This window comes from Microbacterium sp. STRO-2N (genome assembly GCF_057747775.1).
The window spans coordinates 2,912,921-2,934,471 of the sequence record NZ_CM173223.1 but is presented as its reverse complement, the minus strand read 5'-3'; the positions used below and the strand labels follow the sequence as shown (position 1 = coordinate 2,934,471).

The 21,551-nt window shown below is 68.9% G+C and carries 20 protein-coding genes; 11 read left to right on the top strand and 9 right to left on the bottom strand.

Translation table 11 applies throughout. The features are described from left to right. Window position 1 precedes the first annotated feature (1 nt). The 5 genes from AC3ANN_RS13710 to AC3ANN_RS13690 are packed head-to-tail and all read left to right on the top strand — an operon-like array spanning window position 2 to window position 5,936. On the top strand, window positions 2-1,510 hold the full coding sequence (locus AC3ANN_RS13710) for a lipopolysaccharide biosynthesis protein (RefSeq protein ID WP_488337936.1): 1,509 nt from the start codon (window positions 2-4) through the stop codon (window positions 1,508-1,510). Continuing rightward, entirely contained in the window at window positions 1,507-2,850 is a 1,344-nt protein-coding gene (locus AC3ANN_RS13705; protein WP_488337935.1) for a glycosyltransferase family 4 protein, read from the top strand. The genes AC3ANN_RS13710 and AC3ANN_RS13705 overlap by 4 nt, the downstream gene beginning before the upstream one ends. After that, window positions 2,847-4,409, top strand: coding sequence for an acyl-CoA ligase (AMP-forming), exosortase A system-associated (locus AC3ANN_RS13700; RefSeq protein WP_488337934.1), 1,563 nt, complete (start codon window positions 2,847-2,849; stop codon window positions 4,407-4,409). The genes AC3ANN_RS13705 and AC3ANN_RS13700 overlap by 4 nt, the downstream gene beginning before the upstream one ends. Then, complete coding sequence (locus AC3ANN_RS13695) at window positions 4,406-5,629, top strand: pyridoxal-dependent decarboxylase, exosortase A system-associated (protein ID WP_488337933.1); 1,224 nt, start codon at window positions 4,406-4,408, stop codon at window positions 5,627-5,629. The genes AC3ANN_RS13700 and AC3ANN_RS13695 overlap by 4 nt, the downstream gene beginning before the upstream one ends. Window positions 5,630-5,681: 52 nt before the next feature. Beyond that, window positions 5,682-5,936: an acyl carrier protein gene (locus tag AC3ANN_RS13690; protein ID WP_488337932.1), complete on the top strand. Its 255-nt coding sequence runs from the start codon at window positions 5,682-5,684 to the stop codon at window positions 5,934-5,936. Window positions 5,937-5,940: 4 nt separating this feature from the next. Here the strand turns inward: AC3ANN_RS13690 and AC3ANN_RS13685 are convergent, their stop codons facing one another. Next, window positions 5,941-6,804, bottom strand: a complete 864-nt coding sequence (locus AC3ANN_RS13685; protein ID WP_488337931.1) for a hypothetical protein — start codon at window positions 6,802-6,804, stop codon at window positions 5,941-5,943. Between the two features lie 9 nt (window positions 6,805-6,813). Continuing rightward, window positions 6,814-7,476 (bottom strand): hypothetical protein, encoded by a 663-nt coding sequence (locus tag AC3ANN_RS13680; RefSeq protein WP_488337930.1) that lies wholly within the window; start codon window positions 7,474-7,476, stop codon window positions 6,814-6,816. 161 nt (window positions 7,477-7,637) lie between these two features. Between AC3ANN_RS13680 and AC3ANN_RS13675 the strand changes: the two genes are divergently transcribed. The 4 genes from AC3ANN_RS13675 (at window position 7,638) to AC3ANN_RS13660 (ending at window position 11,896) form a co-directional block, all read left to right on the top strand. Further along, the gene (locus AC3ANN_RS13675; protein ID WP_488337929.1) at window positions 7,638-8,369 is read left to right on the top strand and encodes a YveK family protein; all 732 of its coding nucleotides are present in this window, start codon (window positions 7,638-7,640) and stop codon (window positions 8,367-8,369) included. Next, window positions 8,366-9,736: an O-antigen ligase family protein gene (locus tag AC3ANN_RS13670; RefSeq protein ID WP_488337928.1), complete on the top strand. Its 1,371-nt coding sequence runs from the start codon at window positions 8,366-8,368 to the stop codon at window positions 9,734-9,736. The genes AC3ANN_RS13675 and AC3ANN_RS13670 overlap by 4 nt, the downstream gene beginning before the upstream one ends. 41 nt (window positions 9,737-9,777) lie before the next feature. Continuing rightward, window positions 9,778-10,671, top strand: a complete 894-nt coding sequence (locus tag AC3ANN_RS13665) for a glycosyltransferase family 2 protein (RefSeq protein WP_488340844.1) — start codon at window positions 9,778-9,780, stop codon at window positions 10,669-10,671. A 64-nt stretch (window positions 10,672-10,735) separates the two neighbouring features. Beyond that, on the top strand, window positions 10,736-11,896 hold the full coding sequence (locus AC3ANN_RS13660) for a glycosyltransferase family 4 protein (RefSeq protein WP_488337927.1): 1,161 nt from the start codon (window positions 10,736-10,738) through the stop codon (window positions 11,894-11,896). A 60-nt stretch (window positions 11,897-11,956) separates the two neighbouring features. Here the strand turns inward: AC3ANN_RS13660 and AC3ANN_RS13655 are convergent, their stop codons facing one another. Then, entirely contained in the window at window positions 11,957-13,534 is a 1,578-nt protein-coding gene (locus tag AC3ANN_RS13655) for a DUF4082 domain-containing protein (RefSeq protein WP_488337926.1), read from the bottom strand. A gap of 164 nt (window positions 13,535-13,698) precedes the next feature. Between AC3ANN_RS13655 and AC3ANN_RS13650 the strand changes: the two genes are divergently transcribed. Continuing rightward, entirely contained in the window at window positions 13,699-14,136 is a 438-nt protein-coding gene (locus AC3ANN_RS13650) for a VanZ family protein (protein ID WP_488337925.1), read from the top strand. A gap of 16 nt (window positions 14,137-14,152) precedes the next feature. Here the strand turns inward: AC3ANN_RS13650 and AC3ANN_RS13645 are convergent, their stop codons facing one another. From AC3ANN_RS13645 to AC3ANN_RS13620, 6 genes are all read right to left on the bottom strand, one after another. Then, a complete protein-coding gene (locus tag AC3ANN_RS13645; protein WP_488337924.1) occupies window positions 14,153-15,175 on the bottom strand; it encodes a TolB-like translocation protein in 1,023 nt (340 codons plus the stop codon). Then, the gene (locus AC3ANN_RS13640; protein ID WP_488337923.1) at window positions 15,172-16,509 is read right to left on the bottom strand and encodes an MFS transporter; all 1,338 of its coding nucleotides are present in this window, start codon (window positions 16,507-16,509) and stop codon (window positions 15,172-15,174) included. Before AC3ANN_RS13640 ends, AC3ANN_RS13645 begins: the two co-directional genes overlap by 4 nt. Window positions 16,510-16,515: 6 nt before the next feature. After that, window positions 16,516-17,106: a hypothetical protein gene (locus tag AC3ANN_RS13635; protein ID WP_488337922.1), complete on the bottom strand. Its 591-nt coding sequence runs from the start codon at window positions 17,104-17,106 to the stop codon at window positions 16,516-16,518. A gap of 211 nt (window positions 17,107-17,317) precedes the next feature. After that, window positions 17,318-17,971 carry a polysaccharide deacetylase family protein gene (locus AC3ANN_RS13630; protein WP_488337921.1) on the bottom strand — a complete coding sequence of 218 codons (654 nt, stop codon included), beginning with the start codon at window positions 17,969-17,971 and terminating at the stop codon, window positions 17,318-17,320. After that, the gene (locus tag AC3ANN_RS13625; protein ID WP_488337920.1) at window positions 17,968-18,834 is read right to left on the bottom strand and encodes a glycosyltransferase family 2 protein; all 867 of its coding nucleotides are present in this window, start codon (window positions 18,832-18,834) and stop codon (window positions 17,968-17,970) included. Before AC3ANN_RS13625 ends, AC3ANN_RS13630 begins: the two co-directional genes overlap by 4 nt. Window positions 18,835-19,072: 238 nt before the next feature. Further along, window positions 19,073-20,650: a sugar transferase gene (locus AC3ANN_RS13620; protein WP_488337919.1), complete on the bottom strand. Its 1,578-nt coding sequence runs from the start codon at window positions 20,648-20,650 to the stop codon at window positions 19,073-19,075. Window positions 20,651-21,234: 584 nt separating this feature from the next. Here AC3ANN_RS13620 and rpsJ point away from each other — a divergent pair. Then, window positions 21,235-21,543 carry a 30S ribosomal protein S10 gene (gene rpsJ, locus AC3ANN_RS13615; protein ID WP_106816553.1) on the top strand — a complete coding sequence of 103 codons (309 nt, stop codon included), beginning with the start codon at window positions 21,235-21,237 and terminating at the stop codon, window positions 21,541-21,543. Window positions 21,544-21,551: the final 8 nt, after the last annotated feature.

Below are 21,551 nucleotides of genomic sequence, written 5' to 3'. Positions count from 1 at the left end.
GATGGTCGACGACGCGTCATCGGTCGGACCGGAGACACCGCTCGGACACCGAGCGGCCTCGGGTGTCCTGTGGCTCACCGCGCAGAAGTGGGTCGTGCGCCTCGCGGGGCTCGCGACGATCGCCATCCTGACGCGCCTGCTGAGCCCCGAGGACTTCGGCGTCGTGGCGGCGGCCATGACCGTGCTGCCGTTCTTCTACCTGCTCAGCGACCTCGGCTTCGCGACGTACATCGTGCAGGCGGATGCCCCGGACCAGCGGGTGCTCAGCACCGGCTTCTGGTTCTCAGCGGTCGCAGGGCTCGTGCTGACGGCGGTCCTCGTCATCGCCGCGCCGCTGTTCGGCGTGGTGTTCTCGTCCCCGGACGTCATCCCCGTGATCCAGGTCCTCTCGATCGCGGTGCTGTGCACAGGGGTGTCGTCGGTGCCCACGGCGCTGCTGCGACGTCGGATGCAGTTCCGTGCGCTCGCCGTGCAGGGTCTCGTCGCCTCCGTCGTCGCGCAGGTCGTGGCGATCGCGATGGCGCTCGGCGGTCTGGGAGTGTGGGCACTGGTCGGTCAGACGCTCTCGTCCCAGGTGGTCATGACGGTCCTCGCGTGCGTCGCAGCGCGGTGGCTGCCCTCGTGGCTCTTCTCGTGGCCGGAGCTGAAAGCCATGACGACGTTCGGCACGAAGGTGCTGAGCGTCGAGCTCGTCGCGATGACGAGGGCGGCTGTCGAGGCCGCCATCGTGTCGGCGGTGCTCGGTCTCACCGCATTCGGATACCTCACGATCGCGCAGAAGCTGGTGCAGATCGTGCAGGATCTCACTGGCGCCGCGGTGCTGCCGGTGACCACCGTCGCGTTCGCCAAGCTGCGGGACTCCGCCGAGCGTCTGACCGCCGCGTACACGCGCGCACTGCGGATGATCTACGCGGTGATGGCGCCGCCGCTCGTGCTGCTCGCCGTTGCAGGCCCACTCATCATCCCGATCGTCTTCGGCCCGGGGTGGGAGGAGAGCTTCCGCGTCGCACAGTTCCTCGCCCTCGCAGGCACCGTCGTGGTCGGCGCGACCCTCGATCACGGCCTGTTCTACGGTCTCGGACGACCCGGCCGGTGGTTCTTCTACGCACTGGTCGTCGATATCCTCACGGTCGCGGTCACCGCACTGGCCGTGCACAGCGGCCTGGTCGCGGTGGCCGTGGGGTTCCTCATCGTCGCCGTGATCGCGACCATCGGACGATGGTTCCTCGTGGCCGGCCTGATCCGTACGCCGGTGCGCTCGTTCGCGCGCCCGTTCGTCTTCCTCATGGCCACCGTGCTCGTCAGCGGCGCCGCCGGGCTGGGGGTCGTCGCCGTCACGGGGGCGCTGCCCGACATCATCCGCATCATCCTCGCCGGGCTGGCTGTCCTGTCGGCGCACGCCACGGTCGCCTGGCTGCTCGTCCGTCCGGTCTTCGGCGATCTGGCAGCGTACCTGCCGCGGCATGGACGGGACCGCACCTACCGCAGCTCAGAGAAGGAGATCACGTGACTCGTCGAGGGAACGCCTCAGGGCCTCCGCACATCCTGATCATCGTCCAGAACCTTCCCGTGCCCCTCGATCGCCGGGTGTGGTTGGAATGTCAGGCGCTCCTCGCGCGTGGATACCGAGTCAGCGTGATCTGCCCGAAGGGTCCAGGGGACCCGTCGCGGCAGCGCATCGACGGTGTCGACATCTACAAGTACGCGCCGGCTCCCGAGGCCGAGGGGCTGCTCGGCTTCGCGTGGGAGTTCGCGTACAGCTGGGTGCGCACCGCGCTGCTGACGCTCGCGGCGCGTCGCCGCGGTCGGTTCGACATCATCCAGGCGTGCAATCCGCCCGACACCTACTGGCTGCTCGCGCTGCTGTGGCGACCCTTCGGCGTGCGCTTCGTGTTCGACCACCACGATCTCAATCCGGAACTGTTCATCTCGCGCTTCGGCAAGCCGACCGGGTTCCTGAAGAAGCTGGAGTACCGAGGGCTGCGCTGGCTCGAGCGCCGCACGTTCCGCGCCGCCGATCGCGTCATCTCGACGAACGAGTCGTACAAGGCCGTCGCCGTCCGTCGAGGCGACCGGCGTCCCGGTCACGTCACCGTTGTCCGCAGCGGACCGGACACGCAGCAGATGCGGCCGATCTATCCGGAGCGACCGCACGCCGAAGGCGTCGTCAACCTCGCGTACCTCGGCATCATGGGTCCGCAGGACGGCGTGGACCAGGTGCTGCTCGTCATGGACGAGCTCGTCCGCAGGCGCGGGCGCACCGACATCACGGCGACCCTTCTCGGGTTCGGCGACTGCTTGGAAGACCTCAAGGCCCAGTCGACGCGCCTCGGGCTGGACGATCGCGTCAGGTTCACCGGGCGCGTCGACCGCGTCGCCATCGCCGAACACCTGAGCGCGGCCGACATCGGGCTGAGCCCGGATCTCAAGACACCGCTCAACGACGTGTCCACGATGAACAAGACGATGGAGTACATGGCGTACGGCCTGCCCGCCGTGTCATTCGATCTCGTCGAGACCCGCGTCTCAGGGGCGGACTGCGTCGTATACGTGCCCTCGGGCGACATCGCGGCGTTCGCCGACGCCATCGAGGCGCTCGCCGACGACCCGGGCCGACGTGTCGCGCTCGGGGTCAAGGCCCGAGAGCGTGTGTCGAGCGCGCTCGACTGGCGCCCGCAGGCGGAAGCCTACGTCGGTGTGTACGACGAGCTGACGGGCTTCTCGCAGCCCGGGCCGGCCGTGCCGCCGACCCAGAACGCACCCGACGTGGATGCCCAGGGACGCCGTTACGTCCCGCTCGAAGACACCGCCGAGTTCGAGCGGTACCTGCGCGAGAGGAAGGCCCCGTGATCCGGGCGAACGTCCACGACCTCCTCGCCGAGCAGGCGGCCGCCCGGCCGAATGCCGCGGCCCTCACCTACCGGGGACACACGGCGACCTACGCCGAGGTGTGGCGCTCGGCGCGCGCCGCCGCCGCGCAGCTGCGGAGCATCGGCGTCCAGCGCGGAGACCGCGTCGCGATCTACCTGGAGAAACGTCTCGAGACCGTCGCAGCGATCTTCGCCGCCTCGGCCGCCGGAGCGCTTTTCGTGCCGGTCAACCACGTCCTCAAACCCCTCCAAGTCGGGCACATCCTCGCCGACAGCGGTGCGACAGTCCTCATCACCTCCGCCGATCGGCTGGGGCAGCTGGCGGCCGCGCTCGCGGGCTCGGACGTCGCGAACGTCATCGTCGTGGGCGACGCGGTGCCGGAAGCATCCGGGGACCACGGCGTCAATGGCTGGAACGACGGTCAGCTCGCAGACGGCGATCCCGGTCCGTCGGGCGTGATCGACCTGGACCCAGCGGCCATCCTCTACACGTCGGGCAGCACCGGCAAGCCGAAGGGCGTCGTCCTCAGCCACCGCAACCTCATCGTCGGCGCCGAGAGCGTCAGCACCTATCTCGGCAACACTAGCGACGACGTCATCCTCAGCGTGCTCCCCCTGAGCTTCGACGCCGGCCTCAGCCAGGTGACAACGGCGTTCGCGGTCGGCGCCCATTGCGTGCTGATGAACTACCTGCTGCCTCGCGACGTGCCCAAGCTGTGCGCCGAGTACGGTGTCACCGGTCTCACGGCGGTCCCGCCGTTGTGGCTCCAGCTCGCCGACGTCGACTGGCCCGACGACGCGGTGCGCCGGGTGCGCTACTGGGCGAACACGGGAGGACGGATGCCGCGGCCCACGCTCGACCGGCTCCGCTCACTGTTCACCGAAGCCTCGCCCTTCCTGATGTACGGCCTCACCGAGGCGTTCCGGTCCACGTACCTCGACCCGTCCGAGGTCGACGCGCGACCGGGGTCGATCGGCAAGGCCATCCCCAACGCCGAGATCCTGGTGCTTCGCCCCGACGGCACGCCGTGCGATCCGGGAGAACCGGGCGAGCTCGTGCACCGCGGCGCCCTCGTCGCGCTCGGGTACTGGAACGACGCTGAGCGCACGGCGCAGCGCTTCCGCCCCGTGCACCGCCCCGGCCAGGAGTGGCGCGCTCCCGAGCTGGCGGTGTGGTCGGGAGACACGGTCGTCGCAGACGAGGACGGCTTCCTGTCGTTCGTCGGCCGGGCCGACGACATGATCAAGACCTCCGGGTACCGCGTGAGCCCCACCGAGATCGAAGAGGCCGCGTACAGCAGCGGAATCGTCCGCGACGTGGTCGCGGTCGGCGTCGACGACGCGGCGCTCGGGCAGCGGATCGTGCTGGTCGTCGCACCGTCAGGTGACGGACTCACCGAAGCGGCGCTCCTCGCGGCCCTTCGCCCGCTGCTCCCGGCGTACATGATCCCCTCGCGCATCGAGATCCGCGACGACCTGCCGCGGTCGCCGAACGGCAAGTTCGATCGCCCCCTGATCAAGACGGAGGTATCGACATGAAGCCCTTCGAGCACGCCGAGGCGTTCGGAACGATCGACGGCGAGCTGCGCGTCGGCGGGATGCCGCTCAGTCGCCTCGCAGCGCGAGTCGGATCGACGCCGTTCTTCGCATATGACAGATCCCTCCTCGACGCCCGAGTCGACCGGCTGCGCGCCGCGCTGCCGGCCCGGCTGCAGCTCAGCTTCGCGATGAAGGCGAATCCGATGCCGGCTGTCGTCCATCACCTCGCGACACGCGTGGACCGCATCGACGTCGCGTCGGCCCTCGAGATGCAGCATGCGCTCGATTCCGGCATCCGTCCCGACCGGGTGAGCTTCGCCGGCCCGGGCAAGACGCCCGCCGAGATCCGCCAGGCGGTCGCGGCCGGCATCATCGTCGAGATCGAGTCGACGACCGAACTGGGGCGCGTCATCGCCGCCGGCGACGATCTCGGCGTCCAGCCCACCGTGGCGATCCGGGTGAACCCCGACTTCGCCGTGAAGGGCTCCGGCATGCGCATGGGCGGCGGTCCGCAGCAGTTCGGCATCGACGCCGAGCAGGTGCCCGCAGTGCTGAACGAGTTCGGCCGGGCGGTCGACATCCTCGGCTTCCACGTGTTCGCCGGTTCGCAGAACCTCAACGCCGGCATCATCGCCGAGGCGCAGCGCAACACCGTCGAGCTGGTGTCGGCGCTCGCCGACCACCTGCCCTCGCCGGTGCGGTACCTCAACCTCGGCGGCGGGTTCGGCATCCCGTACACCGACAAGGACCGACCGCTCGACCTCGACGCCGTCGCGTCGAATCTGCGCGACCTGGTCGAGGGGCGGATCGCGGAGCGGTTCCCCGATGCCGATCCCGTCGTCGAACTCGGGCGCTACATCGTCGGCGAGTGCGGCGTCTACGTCACGCGCGTCGTGGATCGGAAGATCTCGCGCGGCAAGACGTTCCTCGTCGTCGACGGCGGCATGCACCACCAGCTCGCGGCGTCCGGCAACTTCGGACAGGCGATCCGTCGGAACTACCCGCTCGCCGTCGGCAACCGCGTCGCCACGGCGGCCGACGAATCCGTGACCGTCGTAGGATGCCTCTGCACGCCGCTGGACCTGCTCGGCGACGACGTCGAGCTGCCCGACGCGCAGATCGACGATCTCATCGTCATCTTCCAGCAGGGTGCCTACGGCCTCACCGCCAGCCCGACCGCGTTCCTCGGGCACCCGGCTCCCGCCGAGGTGCTCGTATGATGAACCGACTCCGCACGCCCACGTCCCGCCCTACCCGACCGAGGAGCCCACGATGACCGCCACGCTCGACGCCGTCCGCGCCGTCCTGATCGACGCCCTCGAGCTCCAGCAGTCACCGGAGGACCTGCAGCCCGACACGGCGCTGTTCGGCTCGCTCCCCGAGCTCGATTCGTTCGGCGTCGTCGCCCTCGTCGGCGCGCTCGAGGACCGTTTCGACATCACGATCGACGACGACGAGTTCGGCGCCGAGCTGTTCGAGACCGTCGGAACGCTGACGTCGTTCGTCGACGAGAAGCTCGCCGCGTGACGCGTCACCAGCGCACGAGCGCGAGCTCGCTGTAGAGATAGTCGACGTCGTCGGACGCCATGCCGTCGCCGCGGAACATCCTGGCGCGCGGATGTGCGAGCTCGACGCCGAGGCGAGGTGCGAAGCCCAGCACGCGACGCTCCGCGAGCGTCGCCACGAGCCCGTGCGAGACCATCAACCGCGCCGCGACCGCGCCCCACGCCCGTTCGAGCAGTCGCCGGTCTCCTCCGACATGGAGCGGCGTCGCGAAGATCGGCAGACGCTTGCGGCGGTCGGTGCGGAACATCAGGTAGGCGTAACGTCCGCCCTCGGTGACGACGACATGATTCGCGGCGGGTGCTGTGCGGTGGTCCGCGAAGATGCGCGCGTCGTCGCCGCTGACCGTCCCCGCGATGGCGTCGAGATCCTGCGAGATCCGGATGCCGCGCCGTTTCGGCCAACCGAGGTTGAGAGTCAGACGCGTCGCGGTGTCGAGCCGTTGGAACCCGAGACGCTCGTTCATCGCGACGACGTTTCCGCTGGGGGAGAGGTCTGTGAAGACATAGCCCTTCTGCTTGAGCATCGCGCGCACGAGCAGCAGGCTCTGGTTGCGGTACTCCTCGAGGACGCAGAACGCCGCGAGGTTGCAGACCTGCACCGTCTCGCCGCCGCGCTGACGAGTGGAGTACACGGCGGCGTACGCTCCCACGACTCGATCGCCCAGGACGAGCTGGAATCCCCGGTTGTCGGCCGGCGACCGCCACGGCGGTGTCAGCAGACGTGCCCACGCGGACGGTGCGACGCGGTCGTTGAGGTGCGTGTGCAGGAACGCGCTGACCGAAGCCACGTCGGGCTCGGTGATCGGGCGAACGACGGGCTTCGAATCCACGGCGTCAGACTAGCGGTCGTCGAGCGAGGCGACCGTCTCGCGCCGTCGTGACGCTCGCAGCTCGAGAAGCACGACGGCGGCTCCCGTCACCGCGACGCCGATGACGCCGGTGATGGCGAGCGCTCGGATGCGGCTGCCCTCGACGTGATGGACGACGATGGTCTCGGGAGACACCTGCATGGTGATCTCGTTCACAGCAGCGACGCCCTGCTCGCGCTGAATCCCGTCCAGCTCGGCTCGCACCTGCGCCACGACGTCGTCGTGCAGATCCTCGACGGCCTGCGGCGAGTCGCCGACGACGTCGAGCAGGAGCAGCTGGTCGCCGAAGTTGGTCGCCCACTGTCCACCGGTGTCCGGCAGTCGCAGCCAGTAGTCGGCATCGTGCGGGGTTCCGATGATGCTGACATCCGTTGAGCTGAACTTCAAGGTCCGGTCGGGCCCCGTGACGAGCTTGCCGACGAGGCCGGCCGTGATGATCAGATCCTCCGAGCGCGTCTGGAGCGAATTGGGGAAGAGCGCGCTCGACGGGGCCATGAAGACCAGCTCGGAGCGCGTCCAGTACGTCCCGTCCTCCCGCAGCACTGCGAGGGCTGCCGCGGCCGTCACGAGGGCGCCGATCAGGACGATCGGCCACCGGCGCACGATCGCGCGGAGGAACTCTCGGATGGACATCAGACTCGCAGGTCGCGGGGAACAGGATCTCCCAGAACGATACGGCTCCGCGCTGGGTGATGCATGGGCGCGCCGGCGACCCTCGTGCATCGACTTCCCAGTCACGAAGCGAACGCCCCTGGTATCCTGAGCGCGATTCGGCTGGGGGGAGCAAAGTCACAGTGACGCTGAAGGGTGTGCTGAGTGCGCTGGGGCGCCGCTGGTACTTCGTTCTGGTCGGCCTGCTGATCACGGTGGGAGCGGCCTGGGTCGCCTTCTCCGTCATGCCGCCGCAGTATGCGGCCCGCGGGCTCATCCTGCTGCTGCCACCGCCCGATACCGAGGCCGTCGACGGCGGCAACCCCTTGCTCTCTCTGGGAGGCCTGGATCTGCCGGCGCGCGTCGTCGTGGCGACGTTCTCGACGAACGCGGCGCAGGAGGACCTCGCCGAGCGATTCCCGGATGCCGAAGCCGAGGTGGCGATCGAGGAGTCCACCCGGGGACCGATCATCGCGATCGACGTCATCGACACCTCCGCCGATGGCGCGCTCGACACGCTCACCTACATCTCCGGGCGCGTGACCGAGAACCTGCAGACGCTCCAGGACGAGGTCGGCGTGCCCGCCACAGCGGTGATGCGCTCGATCCCGCTCACGATGGACACCGAGGCCGAGCCGGACTTCAGCGACCTCACGCGCCTTCTGATCCTCGTCGCGGTCGCCGGCCTGGTGGTGACGGTGTTCTCGGTCTACGCACTGGACGCGCTCATGACGCGCACGACCCGGCGAGGGCGCCGGCGGAACTCGTCCGACGACGACAAGACGCCGCGCGCGGATCCCGGGCCGATCCCGAAGCGCGCCTTCCCCGCCGATCCGATGCCGGCGGCGCCGGCCCGCGCGCAACAACTGCCGTGACCGCAGTGCCGGCGAGTCTCCGGATCGATGGGCCGCGGCTCGGCTTCCTCGCACCGGACGCGTCGCGAAGCGACTTCGTCACTGCCTGGCTGACGCTCTACATGGTGGTGCTTCTCGCCGTGCCGTCTCGGCTGGTGGTGGGTCCGCTCGGCAGCGCTGGTTCCCTCTCGATGCTGCTGGGGCTGGGGAGCCTCGCCCTCTGGGTCGTGCTGGTGCTGTCGGGTTTCGGACGCACGTATCCGATGCGCGCACAGCCGATGCGCTGGGCCCTGGGCGTCTTCGTCGTGTCGGTCGCCATCTCGTACGCACTCGCCATGTCGCAGCCGATCAACAGCGACGAGATCAGTCCGGCCGACGTGGCGCTGCTGTCGCTCGCCTCGTGGTCGGGCATCATGCTGCTGACGAACGACGGATTGCGCACTCGCGCCAAGCTCGACACCGTCATCTGGCGGTTCGTCTTCATCGGCGGCATGTTCGCGCTGCTCGGGATCGCACAGTTCGTCACCCGACGCGCGATCGTCGACCTGATCTCCATCCCGGGGCTGACCTCGATCGCGGATGCCGCGCTCTACAACCGCAACGGTCTCGTGCGACCGTCGGGGACGGCGATCCACCCCATCGAGTACGGCACGCTCCTGACGATCCTCCTGCCGCTCGCGCTGCATGTAGGGCTTCGGTTCACCGAGCGCCCCTTCGTGTTGCGCTGGTTCCCCGCCGCCGCCATCGCGGGCGTCATCGCCGTCTCTTCATCGCGGTCCGCCTACCTCGGTGCCCTTATCGCGGTCGCGATCTGCCTGGTCGGGTGGTCGCCGAGGGAACGTCGCGTCCTGCTGGGGCTCGTGGCGGCCGGCGTGGCGGCGGCCGCCGTCGCCGTACCGCGGCTGATCACTGCGATCATCGGGCTCTTCGCCGGCGTCGACGAGGACCCGAGCATCGCGTCGCGCACCGACAGCTTCGGCTTCGCGTGGGCGTTCATCGAAGAGAGCCCCCTGTTCGGGCGCGGACTCGGGACCTTCCTGCCGAAGTACCGCATCTTCGACAATCAGTATCTCGGCGCTTTCGTCACAATCGGTGCGGTCGGGGTGCTCGCGCTCCTCGGGATCGCTGTCGTCGCCGTCGTCCAGCTCAGCCGTGTGTTCCGCGTCGTCGAGGATTCGCGCAGCGTCGACCTGTCGGTGAGCCTGACCGCCGCGGTCGTCGCCGGGTTCGCCAGCCTCGCGTTCTTCGACGCCTTCGCCTTTCCGATGACGATGGGCACTCTCTTCCTCGTGCTCGGCATGGTCGGCGCCTTCACCAGGGTGACGCTGCGGGATCACGAGCGAGGAGAACCCTCGTTCGGTCCGCCTGTGCCTGCCCTCATCGCGTAGATGCTCGACCCAGGAATGCCCCTACTATGAAGCCCGTGCCCATGGATGTCGCCGCAGTGGTCGTGACATACAACAGCGAGGATCACATCGCGTCGCTTCTCGACAGCATCCCGCAAGCGATGGGGGACCTCACCTACGACGTCGTCGTCGTCGACAACGGCTCGTCGGACCGTACGCTCGAGATCCTCGATGCCCGCAGCGACTGCACGGTGGTCCGCTCGACGAACGACGGCTACGCCGCCGGCATCAATCGCGCGGTCCGGTCCGCGCCCGACGCGGCATCCATCCTCATTCTCAACCCCGATGCGGCGCTCGACCCCGACTCGGTTCCGCGCATGCTCGAGACGCTCCGCAATCCCGGCGTGGGCATCGTCGGCCCGCGCGTGCGCGAGAGCGACGGCAGCCTGTCGCCCACGATCCGTCGCGGACCGACGATGCTCCGGGTGGGCGGTCTGAGCTTCACGAGGCTCGCGGCCTTCTCCGAGCGCGTCGAGGAGCCCGGCGCTTATGGGTACGAGCACGAGGTCGACTGGCTGGTGGGAGCGATCCTCCTGGTAGCTCGTGAGTGCTTCGACGCCCTCGGCGGGCTTGACGAGTCGTTCTTCCTCTACTCGGAGGAGACCGACTTCAGCCTGCGCGCGAAGGAGGCCGGATGGGCGACCGTCTATACACCGCGTGCGGGCGCGCTGCACGTCGGCGGCGGTTCCGGTGAGAGTTCCGCCACGCACACCATGAAGATCCTCAACCGCGTGCGCCTGTACCGGCGGCGCAGCGGTCCGATTCGCGGCAGCCTCTACTTCGCCATGACCGTGCTCATCGAGGTCCGTCGCGCTGTGCTGGGCCATGACAAGTCCTGGGCGACGATCCGGGCGCTCGTGCGCCCGGGTCTGCGGCCGCCCGCGCTGAAGGCGGGAGGCAGCCTTGTCCCGCGCTGATGGCGGGAGCGGTGCCCGCCGACGCAAGGTGCTCCTCGTGGCGCCGGCGTGCGACGGGGACGACGTGGGTGAGTCGTGGGTGGCCTTCCAATGGGCGAAGCTGCTGTCAGGGCGTTGTGATCTCACGCTGCTCACGAGCTACAAGGAGGGTCATCGCCCGCCCTCCGTCCAGCTGCCGGGAGTCCGCGTCGTCGAGTGGAGCGAGCCGCGCGGGCTCGGACGGTTCGAGCGGTTCAACAGCCTGCTGCAGCCCGGGTACCTGCCCTTCTACATCCGCGCGAGGCGATGGATCAAGGGCCGGCTCGCCGCGGGTGAGCGGTTCGACGTCGCACATCAGGTCGTGCCTGTCGCCATGCGCTACCCGAGTCCTGTCGCAGGGCTGAAGATTCCGTTCGTGATCGGGCCCGTCGGCGGCAGTCTCGAGTCGCCCCCGGCGTTCGTCGCGGAAGAGGGTGCGACGCCCTGGTATCAGCGACTGCGCGCTCTCGACGGCATCCGCCTCCGGCACGACCCGCTTCTGCGCCGAACGTACGAGTCGGCGGACTGCGTCGTCGGGGTCGCCCCGTACGTCGCCGACCACCTGACCGGGCTTCGGCTGAGGCGCTTCGAGATCATGAGCGAGACCGCGGTCCACAGCATCCACGAGCCGGTCGACCGCACCGAACGGGACGGGACCGTGCGACTGCTGCACGTGGGAAGGATCGTGCGCACCAAAGGGCTGCGCGACGTCATCCGCGCAATGGCGACTCTCGGCGATCTGGGCGTGCGCTTGGACGTCGTCGGCGACGGCAACGATCGCGACGCGTGCGAACAGCTCGTCCGGTCGCTGGGTCTGGCAGACCGGGTGGAGTTCCACGGCAGGCTCCCACGCGAGGCCGTCGACGACTTCTACACGCGTGCCGATGTCTTCGTGTTTCCCAGCTACCGTGAGCCCGGCGGGAACGTGAGCCTCGAGGCCATGTCGTTCGGGCTTCCGGTCATCGTCTGCGAACGCGGGGGTCCCGGCGCGAACGTGGACGATTCCTGCGGGTTCCGGCTCGCGGCGGAGTCTCCAGCGCAGCTGTCCGCGGATTGCGCCGCCGCGATCAGACAGCTGGTCGAGGACCGCGAGCTGCGCTTGCGCATGGGTGCCGCCGCACGGGAGTGGGCCTCGACGCGCCATCTGTGGGAGCACCGCGTCGAGTGCATGGAGGGCATCTACTCCGAGATCGAGCGTCTCGCTTGACGGCGGAGGCCGTGGGCAGAGCCCACGGCCTCCATGTCGTCGCCTCTGGGCGGCGAGGCGTCAGCGCCCGCCTTCCATGGAGCACGCGATGGGACGGATGGGAACCGGCTGACCCGCGGCGTCGAGTCGTGACACATTCGCCTGCCACGTCGAAACGGCCGAGCACTTCACGTCGATGGGACCGTAGCCCCAGGTGCCGTCGAGAACGTGCAGATTCTTGACCGTCGCCGGCATGCCGTTGCGGAAGGGGTAGCCGCCGCCCGAGACGATCAGGCCGTCGACGTCGAGCGACGTGTTGCCCTGGCTGTGCGGATAGAAGAACGCCGCCGTGCCCCAGCATCCGTTGTTTTCTTCCATGATCACGACGGAGTTGCGGACCGTCAGGCGGTCTCCGTAGTAGCCCTGGATGCCATCGCCGTGCCAGTCGTTGCACACGGTGGGGGACGTCACACGGATGAACGAGCTCTCGACGTTGACGGGGCCGCAGCCGTAGTCGACACCGGCGGCGCGCAGTCCCTCCGGCAGCCCGTCGATCAGGACGTTGCGCACGGTGTAGCCGCCCGGACCGATGACGAACAGGTCCTGATCGGTCGTGCGCGCCGCCGGCGTGAACGTGGAGTCCTCGATCACGAGCCCGTTGCGGCAGATGTTGCGGTAGTCGTTCACCACGCTCGTGGCGACGGCGTCGATGCGGCGCAGCGTCACGTTCGGGGCGTCGACATAGATCGTGCCGTTCGTGACCCGCAGGTCCTCGACGACAGCTCCGGCCTCACGGATCCACACGTCGCCGGTAACCTGCCGCGCCGGCTGCCAGCCGTCGGGCAGACCCGCGGACTCCCGTGTGGGGAATCCACCACGCGGCGGATTCGGCGTCGGGGTCGGGGTGGGTGTCGCCGTCGGGGTGGGCGTGGGCGTCGGGGTGGGTGTCGCCGTCGGGGTCGGAGTGGGTGTCGCCGTCGGTGTAGGGCGCGGGGTGACGGTCGGCGATGCGGTCGGCTTCGGCGTCGCGATCGGCGTCGTCGGGCTCGCGGACGGAGTGCGGGATGGCGAGAACACGATGTCCACGAGGTAGTTGGACCCGCGGTAGGTCTGGGTCGGCAGGGCGCTCTTGGCTCCGTAGCGGTACACGCCGGCACCCGAGGGGAGCGTGAAGCCGTTCTGAGTGCGCTTCGAGGCCAGGTCGCGTTCCGTCACCGGGTAGCCGCCCTGAGGTGCGTGATACGACACCGTATAGGTCTTGCCTGCCTTGAGGGCCACGGGCTTGCCGAGCGGAATCGTTCGCCACCCCGCCCTCCTCGAACTGTCGAACTTCGCGCGCGCGAGCACTCTGCCGTCGGAGGACCACAGGGTCGCCGTCGTGACGTTCTTCGCCTTGCTGCCCTGGTAGTACTGCAGTGCGGTGACCGTCCCGGATGTCCGCGGACTGAACTTCACGCCCAGCTCGACCGCAACGCGATCGGGGTCGGCGGCGATCTTGGGGGTCAGGCTGTCGGAGAAGATCCCGGTGGTGCGCGTACCCGCCGCGATGGCGGGGGCGACGAATCCGGTGACGGCCAGCCCTGCGATCAGCGAGGCGATGATGCCGATGCGGAATCGGCGTTGGAAGCGGGCACGTGCTCGGTCAGCTCTGCGAGTCATAACCATCCGATGTTCGGGGGATTCTCGGGGGGTGATAGCAGTATTGCGGGAGTCCCACGGCCTACTATGGCAGATGAGAGAAGCCTCACCGAGGTTTCCTGCGGCTGTCATGAACTGGTCAGCCGCCTTAATGGTCGCCGTGACGGCGCTTCTGGAGGGGTGTCATGGGGACCGATGCACTGCGGACGCGCCGCTCGTGGGCGATCGGCGGCCTCGTCGCTTACGGCGTCGTCGTGGCCCTCGTCGTCCTCCTGCCGGTGGGCTACAGCGGCATCGTGAACGGCATCGGGGATTGGGTCCACGACGACCTGGGTGTGACGTTCTTCGGGTCGGGCTGGATCGAGTTCGTGGCCAACATCCTCATGTTCGCGCCGCTCGGTTTCCTTCTCACGCTGCTCTTCCGTCATCCCTGGTACGGCATCGTGCTCGCGCTCACGCTGTCTGCGGCGGTCGAACTCGTGCAGATCGTGATCCCGTCTCGCCAGCCGAGCCTGCGAGACGTGCTGGCCAACGTCCTGGGCGCTGCCCTCGGCGCAGCGGTCGCATGGCTCCTCGTGCGCCGTCAGCGCCGCCTCGAGCGCGCGGCCGCCGACGCGCGCTGAGCGGAGTCCGCAACGGCTAGCGGCGCACGACCGACGGCGACCACGCGTGCTCGATGAAGAGCTCGGGGTCGCTCGAGCCATCGGCCGCGAGTGCCCAGACGTCGGTGTCGCCGGACGTGCCTTCGCGCGGCATCCCGTAAAGGATCGTGTCGTCGTCGAGCCACTCGATCTGGTCGTCGATGCTGCGGCTCTCGGGCAGCAGCGACACCGCGCCGGTCGCGAGATCGTAGACAGCAGGCCTCCAGTGGACGCTCGCACCGGAGCCCTCGGTCACACGCTTGAACGCGATGCGGGTTCCGTCGGGTGAGAGGGATGGGCATTCCACGTTCTCGGCGATCGATGTGAGCGTGCGCGCTTCGAGGTCGCCCTGCACCAGGTACGTCTTGCCTTGCGTGGTGAGACCCGCTGTCGCGTAGAACGTGTTGTCGTCGACGAACGTCACGCCCCAGTAGTTGCGATCGACCGGAGCGACGGGCTGGCCGTCGATGATGAGCGTGAACTCCTCCAGGTTGCCGGAAGTCGTGCCGTCGACGTCGTGGATCACAGTCTCGGTCGAGAATCCGATGGTGGCGTACGAGTGGCCGGTGACGAACGCCGTCGAGGCGACCCTGCTGCCGTCGGCCGAGATCCGCGTGCGGCTCGGGATGCCTGAGAGCGGCCACTCCGCCAGCACGCTGCCGTCGTTGGCGTGCAGCGTGCCGTTGTAGGTCGGTGCGATGCCGCGCTCGGTGCGCAGACACGCGAACTCATCGGCCGTCGCATCGACCCGGTCGCACGCGACGTCGATCACCGCGCGAGGTCCGCGAGGGTCGTCGAGCGGAACGCTCGCGACGTGTCCGTAGCCCTGTCCCGACGCGGTGCTGCGGAAGACGATGCGGTCACCGTTCGCCCAGTCCGCGGGAGCGGCCGTCTCGGCCGCACTCGGCGCGCTCGCCCTCGCCTGATACTGCTGCCACGCGAGGATGCCGACGACCGCCGTCGCACCGAGCGCCACGACCGAGATGCCGATGACCAGGAGCCACTTGATCCGGGTGCTCACGCCTGGGCCGCCCCGTTCGCCGACAGGAAGGGCCGCAGCAGGAGCGCCACCAGGGGGATGGCGACCGCGAGAAGAGCTGCGACGATCCACATCGCGTTCTCGCGGCCGAGCGCGTACCAGAGCACGCCGAAGCCGGTCGCCGACAGAAAGCGCGTGATCGCGACGACCGTCTGCGCGGCGGCGATGCCGGTGCCATGCGTCTCGGGGGTGGTGAGCTGGGCCGCGAGGGCGGCGAGGACGCCGTCCGTGGCCGCATAGAACGCGCCGAGCAGTACCAGGCACAGGACCGTCGAGGCGATGTCGGCCAGCGGCGCCGCGGCGACGACGTATGCCGCCAGGAGGGCTACGTGCCCGTACACGAACACGCGGGCACGCCCGATCCGGTCGGCGAGTCGGCCGAGGGGGATCGCCAGCGCCAGGAAGGCGATGTTCGTGCCCACGTACATGAGCGGGAACCACTGGGCCGCGAAGTCGCTGCGCGACTGCAGCACCAGGTAGACGAATCCGTCTCCGATCGAGAGGAGTCCCAGGATGCCGGCCGCAGCCAGCACCCGCCGCATGCGGCCCTTGAGGACCACGCCCCAATCGAAGCGCCGCCGCTCGGACGTCTTGCCGTCCATGTTCTTCGCGCGTGTGCGGACGTTCGGCACGAGGAAGGCGAGGATCGCGACGCCGACCACGGCGAACGCCAGCGATGCCGCCCAGATGGTCTGGTAACCGTCCGGGATCAGCAGCAGGATGAAGAACGCGATCAGCGGGCCCACAGCCGCACCGATGTTGTCCAGTGTGCGGTGCACACCGAACGACGCCCCGAGATTGTCGGGACGTGAGACGGCGGTGATCAGCGCATCACGCGGTGCCGTCCGGAGCCCTTTGCCGACGCGGTCGGCGGTGATGACCGCCGTGATCGCAGCGAACCCCGAAGCGAACAGCAGTCCGACGCGCGCGGCGGCGGCCAGCGCATAGCCGCTGAAGGCGATCCACTTGGGCTGGTCCGTCCGGTCCGACGTGTAGCCTCCGGCGATGCGCACGAGCGCGCTCACACCCTGGTAGAGGCCGTCGAGGAAGCCGAACGCGATGGTCGACAGCCCCAGCACGCCCGTGATGTAGAGCGGGAGGATCGCCGCTACGGACTCCGACGAGATGTCTGTGAGCAACGACACGATGCCGAGAGTCACCACAGTGCTCGACACGGTGCGGACGCCGGTCGATCGCCGCCGACCGCGGGCCGCCGGCCGATGCGACTCGCCGGAGGGCTGGACCTCGGTACCGGCCTCGGCCTGGCCGTCCGGCTCAGCGTCGGAGCTCGGCTTGTGGGAGAAAGAGATGTACATGTGCGATCAGCTGGTCCGGAAGACGCCGTAGACCATGTAGACGGTGCCGGTCCCCGACGAGGGCGTGAATGCGAGCGACAGGGAGTTCGCTCCGTCGTCGACGGCGAGCGACGTGCCTTGGTCCTGTGCGCTCTCTACAAGGCCGAGGCTCGTCCACACGCTGCGGAAGTGTGAACGGACGTCCTCTTCCGACTGGTCGGTGCGCGCGACCAGCGTCACCTGCATCGTGTCGCCCTCGGTCGCGATGCTGCTGCTGACCACGTCCGAGTCGGCCGTGGGGCCCATGATGTCCCGCGGGAAGCCCTCGACCAGCGAACCCTCGGCCGAGGCCGACGGCGGCAGCGGCGGCGTGACCAGCGGTCCGGATGCCTCGCGCGGGGGCAGCCGGTTGGGGTCGGTGGCCGAAGCATCGGGAGCCTGGACCTCGCTGCCGGGGACAGGAGTGCCGTCCGGGTCCGGTCCGTGCGTCGGTGACGCGACGGCGCTCGGCGTGGCACCTGACCCCGGTCCGGCGGCCGGCGGTGTGAGAAGGAAGGCAAGCGCGAGCAGGATGCCGGCCACGACGACGGCGCCCACTGTCCAGAGCGTGATCCGCATAGGTCGACTGAGTCCACGCTCCGGCATGCCGGCGGCGTGAGCCCCGGCGTCCTCCCGCACGTCGGACGCGCCGCCGTGCGGCGGTCGCTCATGTGGCGACTTCATGTTCTCCCCCTCGCGTTCCCCGTCGCGAAACCGGCACCCCACCTGCCGCGTCTCCCACGGTATCGCGTGCGGCTGAGGAATGGGACGGCCTTCCGCCGCGATCCCTTCAGCGGACGCGTTTGACGAGACTCTTCGCGAGACTCCGCGCGTCCGCGAGCCCCGGTCGATGACGCACCACCGCGAGGACCGAGTCCACCGTGTCGTCGGATGTCACGCTGTACCGCGCCTGCAGCCACGACCCCGGACGTGCGGGGAACCGATCGCTCGAGTACACAGTGCCGTATCCAGCGCTCTTCAGTCCCCGCAGCGCTCTGCGGTCGTATCTCCCCAGGGGCATGGCGGCCTCCGTGATCCGGGTGCCTGCCGCCTCCTCCAGGACGGTGCGCGCATCGATGAACTCGCGCCGCGCCTGCGACGGATCCAGTCCTCGCCATGGAACGTGGGCCCAGCCGTGCGACCCGATGGCCATCCCCGCCGCGTGCAGGCTCCGCAGATCGCCGGCATCGAGGCTCGCGGAATCGTCGAGGCGCCCGGCGAGGGGGAAGAAGGTGGCGGTGAGCCCCCGCTCCTGCAGCGCGGGAAGAGCGACATCGACATCGGACCGGTTGCCGTCGTCGAAGCTCAGGCCGACATCCTCGCGTCCGGCCACGCCGTCGAGAACGCCGCGGAAGACGTCCTCCTTCATCCAATAGCGGCTTTCGCCCGGCTCGCGTTCTCGCTTGCACACGCCGATGCCGTGGAAGCAGACGTTGATGATCATGCCGTCGCCTCCGGGCTGGACTCCGTCATAGGGATCCTCGTGCTGTCGTCGCGGCCCCACGAGCTCCCCGTCGGCTGCCGGCGGGCGCGCCATGCGGCAGCGAGGGTGATGGCGAGGTACGGCACGGCGGCGAACGCGAGTCGCGGGTGCGGAACGACGACGTCGCGCAGCCATGCCCACTTGTCCGACGCGCGCACGTTCACCGTCAGACGGCCGGCGGTCGCTGCGGTCCGCATCTCGGCGTTGCCGCGGCGAACGCGGACCAGCCGGTTCACGAGCGCCTTTGTCGTGCGCGGCGCTTCGACGACCACTTCGACGTCGCGGGCCTCGGCCTTCTCGGCCGCGGAGAACTGAGAGTCCAGATAGAGATCGTCGGCGATCATCGGCGGGAACTCCGCGAATCGCGACCGACCCTCCCTCGAGAGTGCGATCATGCCGCGCCCGAACAGCCCGTCGCGGAACACCGGAAGTCGCTCATTGATTGCGAAATAGCACCTCACGGCCAGGGGCCTGCCCGACACATCCACCCTGCGGCGCGGCACGACGGCGAGCGTCCGCGCATCGAGCATCCGCTGCAGCGCCGCGACCCCGCCTTCGGGGACCCGGATGTCGGCGTCGAGGTAGATGCGCGGGAAGTCCGTGGCGATGGCGTCGGCAGCGTTGAGCGCGCCGGGCTTGCCGGCTTCAGGGCGGTCGATCACGATCGCCCCACGTCCGCGTGCGATGTCGGCGGTGCGGTCGGAACAGCCGTTGGCGCTCACGATGACCTCCGCATCCGCACCGGCCGCGTCAGACCGCAGCGCATCGAGGCAGGCTCCGATCACGGCCTCTTCGTTGTGTGCCGCGATGACGATGCTGACCATGTGCGGCCTCCCAGAGCCGTTGTCGCAACCTCCCCCAGAGGTCATCGGGTCATACGTTATCGTGCGGACGCCCTGTGGCGTCCGTCGAGTGAGAGGATCCGCGGCCGTGGCCCTTGGGGGGAAGGGAGATCACCGCCGTACCTGGGACGCCGATTGCGTCCGGCGGCGCACGGCCGCGGATCGGTTCAGTCCAGCAAGCGACCGCCTCGGTGCTCGCTGAAGATCAAGGGAGCGCCCATCAGTACGCTCCGTTCGGGCTGATCATGACCTTGGCGGTGCGCCACATGATCATGAGGTCGCTCATCACCGACCAGTTCTCGACGTACCGCAGGTCGAGACGCACGCTCTCTTCCCACGAGAGGTCGCTGCGACCGCTGACCTGCCACAGCCCCGTGATGCCCGGCTTGATGAACAGTCGTCGATAGACCTTGCCGTCGTACTCGTGCACCTCCTTGGGCAGCGGCGGGCGCGGTCCGACCACGCTCATGTCGCCGCGCAGCACATTCCAGAACTGGGGGAGCTCGTCGATCGAGTACTTCCGCAGCACGGCGCCGACGCGCGTGACGCGCGGGTCCTTCTTCATCTTGAACAGGACGCCGTTGCCCTCGTTCAGCGCCTCCAGCTTCGCCAGCTGCTTCTCGGCATCCGTGCGCATCGTGCGGAACTTCAGGATGCTGAACTCCTGGCCGTCACGGCCGATGCGGGTCTGCCGGAAGAAGACGGGGCCCCGGTCGTCGAGCCAGATCAGCAGCGCGATGAACGGCAGCACGAGCCCGATCGGCACGAGCGCGAGCGCGGCCACGCAGATGTCGACGGCGCGCTTGAGCGCGTGGCGCCCGCCCTCGAATTCGGGAATCTTCACCTTGATCAGCGGCAGGCCGTCGATCGGCTGCAGTGAGATGCGCGGACCCGCGACGTCCGCGATCCGGCTCGACAGCACGAGCTCTGCGGCCGTGCCCTCCAGCTCCCAGCTCAGACGCTTGATGAAGTCCGGGTCGTCGTGTGGACGGTTGGCGACGATGACCGTATCGGCGCCCAGCATGCGGGCCTGGAGGGCGACGGAGTCCATCGACCCCACCACGCGATAGCGTCTTCCGTTGGCGACGAAGTCATCGGTCCGGTCGTCGGATGGGGCTGCGCCCACGATCGTGTACCCGAGCGGCCCGGCCTCATCGAACGTCCGCAGCACGTACTCGATGTCGTCGCGGGTGCCGGTCACGATGGCGCGCTTGGTGTAATGCCCGTACCGGCGCTGTGCGAACAGCCACTTGCGCCAGCTCCAGCGGCTGGCCAGGAGTGCGACCGTTCCTGCCGGCAGCGCCACGAGGAGCTCGGGGCGCAGCGGCTGCCACTGGAAGACGATGAAGAGCACCGCGAGAACGCCGAACGTGTAACCGGAGGCGTGCGCGACCCGCTTGTACTCCGTCGCGCCGGACCCCAGGATGTCGCTCGAGCGCGTGTTCCCGAGCCAGAGCATCGCGAGCCACGTCGTGATCGTGCCGACAGCCACGGCCCACGCCATCGTGCTCGCGCCGGCGGCCAGCGCGGCCGCGCCGACGGAGGCGCTCACGACCACGGCGTCGCTCAGGCGCAGGCGAGCGGCCAGGCGGTGCTCCCAGAGACGGCGCTGTTCCAACGCCGGCTCGACGCGAGGCACGAGTTCGAGCCTGGGCCTCGTCGGCGTCGCCGGCGGCGACGCGACGGGTGCGATGCGCACGGGCGGAGCGAGCTCGATGAACGCGTCGGTGCCCACGGTGGCAGCGCGTGCGCCGCCCAAAAAGCGCGCGGTGTCGCGCGCGGCATCCCCAAATGCCATTGTCGAATCCCCAAATGACAATACGAAGCGCGCTTGGCGCTGCTCCGTTATTTCCCCAGTACGCGCTAGACGGATCCCCGGCCGTCTCGGCATCACGTCCCACCGCGATGCCTCGCGTGCCGCCACTCTACAGCCGGATGCCGCCGAGAGGAAGACGCGACATCCGATACTTTCCGGTCCGGGTCGCAGATCGGAATCGCGACGCGCGCGACACGCCCGAGTTTGCGACACGCCCGGGCTGCACGTAGACTAGTGAGGTTCCACATTCCGGCGCCCCTTTTGGCGTGCACCGGATCACTGCCAGGGCAGTGCATAGGCGGCGCACACGCGCAGGGTCCTAGGCCGCGGGCAGCAGAACCACCACATCTCCAATCCTCCCATTTCGGACACCGTTCCGCGCGGGTGGAGAACGGATGCCGGGAGCGGCGCTTCGGCGCGGCCTCCGGATTGACAGCAGAACAGCGGTGCCCCTCGACGGGCTCGGAGGCCGGAAGGTCGCCAGCCGCGAGGAACATGCCCGGCGCGCGAGCGCCATGTGCGTCCAATGCCCGAGAGGTACGACGCGGAAAGAGAGTGAGCAGACAATGGCGGGACAGAAGATCCGCATTCGCCTGAAGTCGTACGACCACGAGGTCATCGACTCGTCGGCGCGCAAGATCGTCGACACCGTGACCCGTGCGGGCGCGACCGTCGTGGGCCCCGTGCCCCTTCCGACCGAGAAGAACGTGATCGCCGTGATCCGTTCTCCCCACAAGTACAAGGACAGCCGCGAGCACTTCGAGATGCGCACCCACAAGCGTCTGATCGACATCGTCGACCCGACGCCGAAGGCCGTCGACTCGCTCATGCGCCTGGACCTCCCCGCCGACGTCAACATCGAGATCAAGCTCTGAGGTTCGAC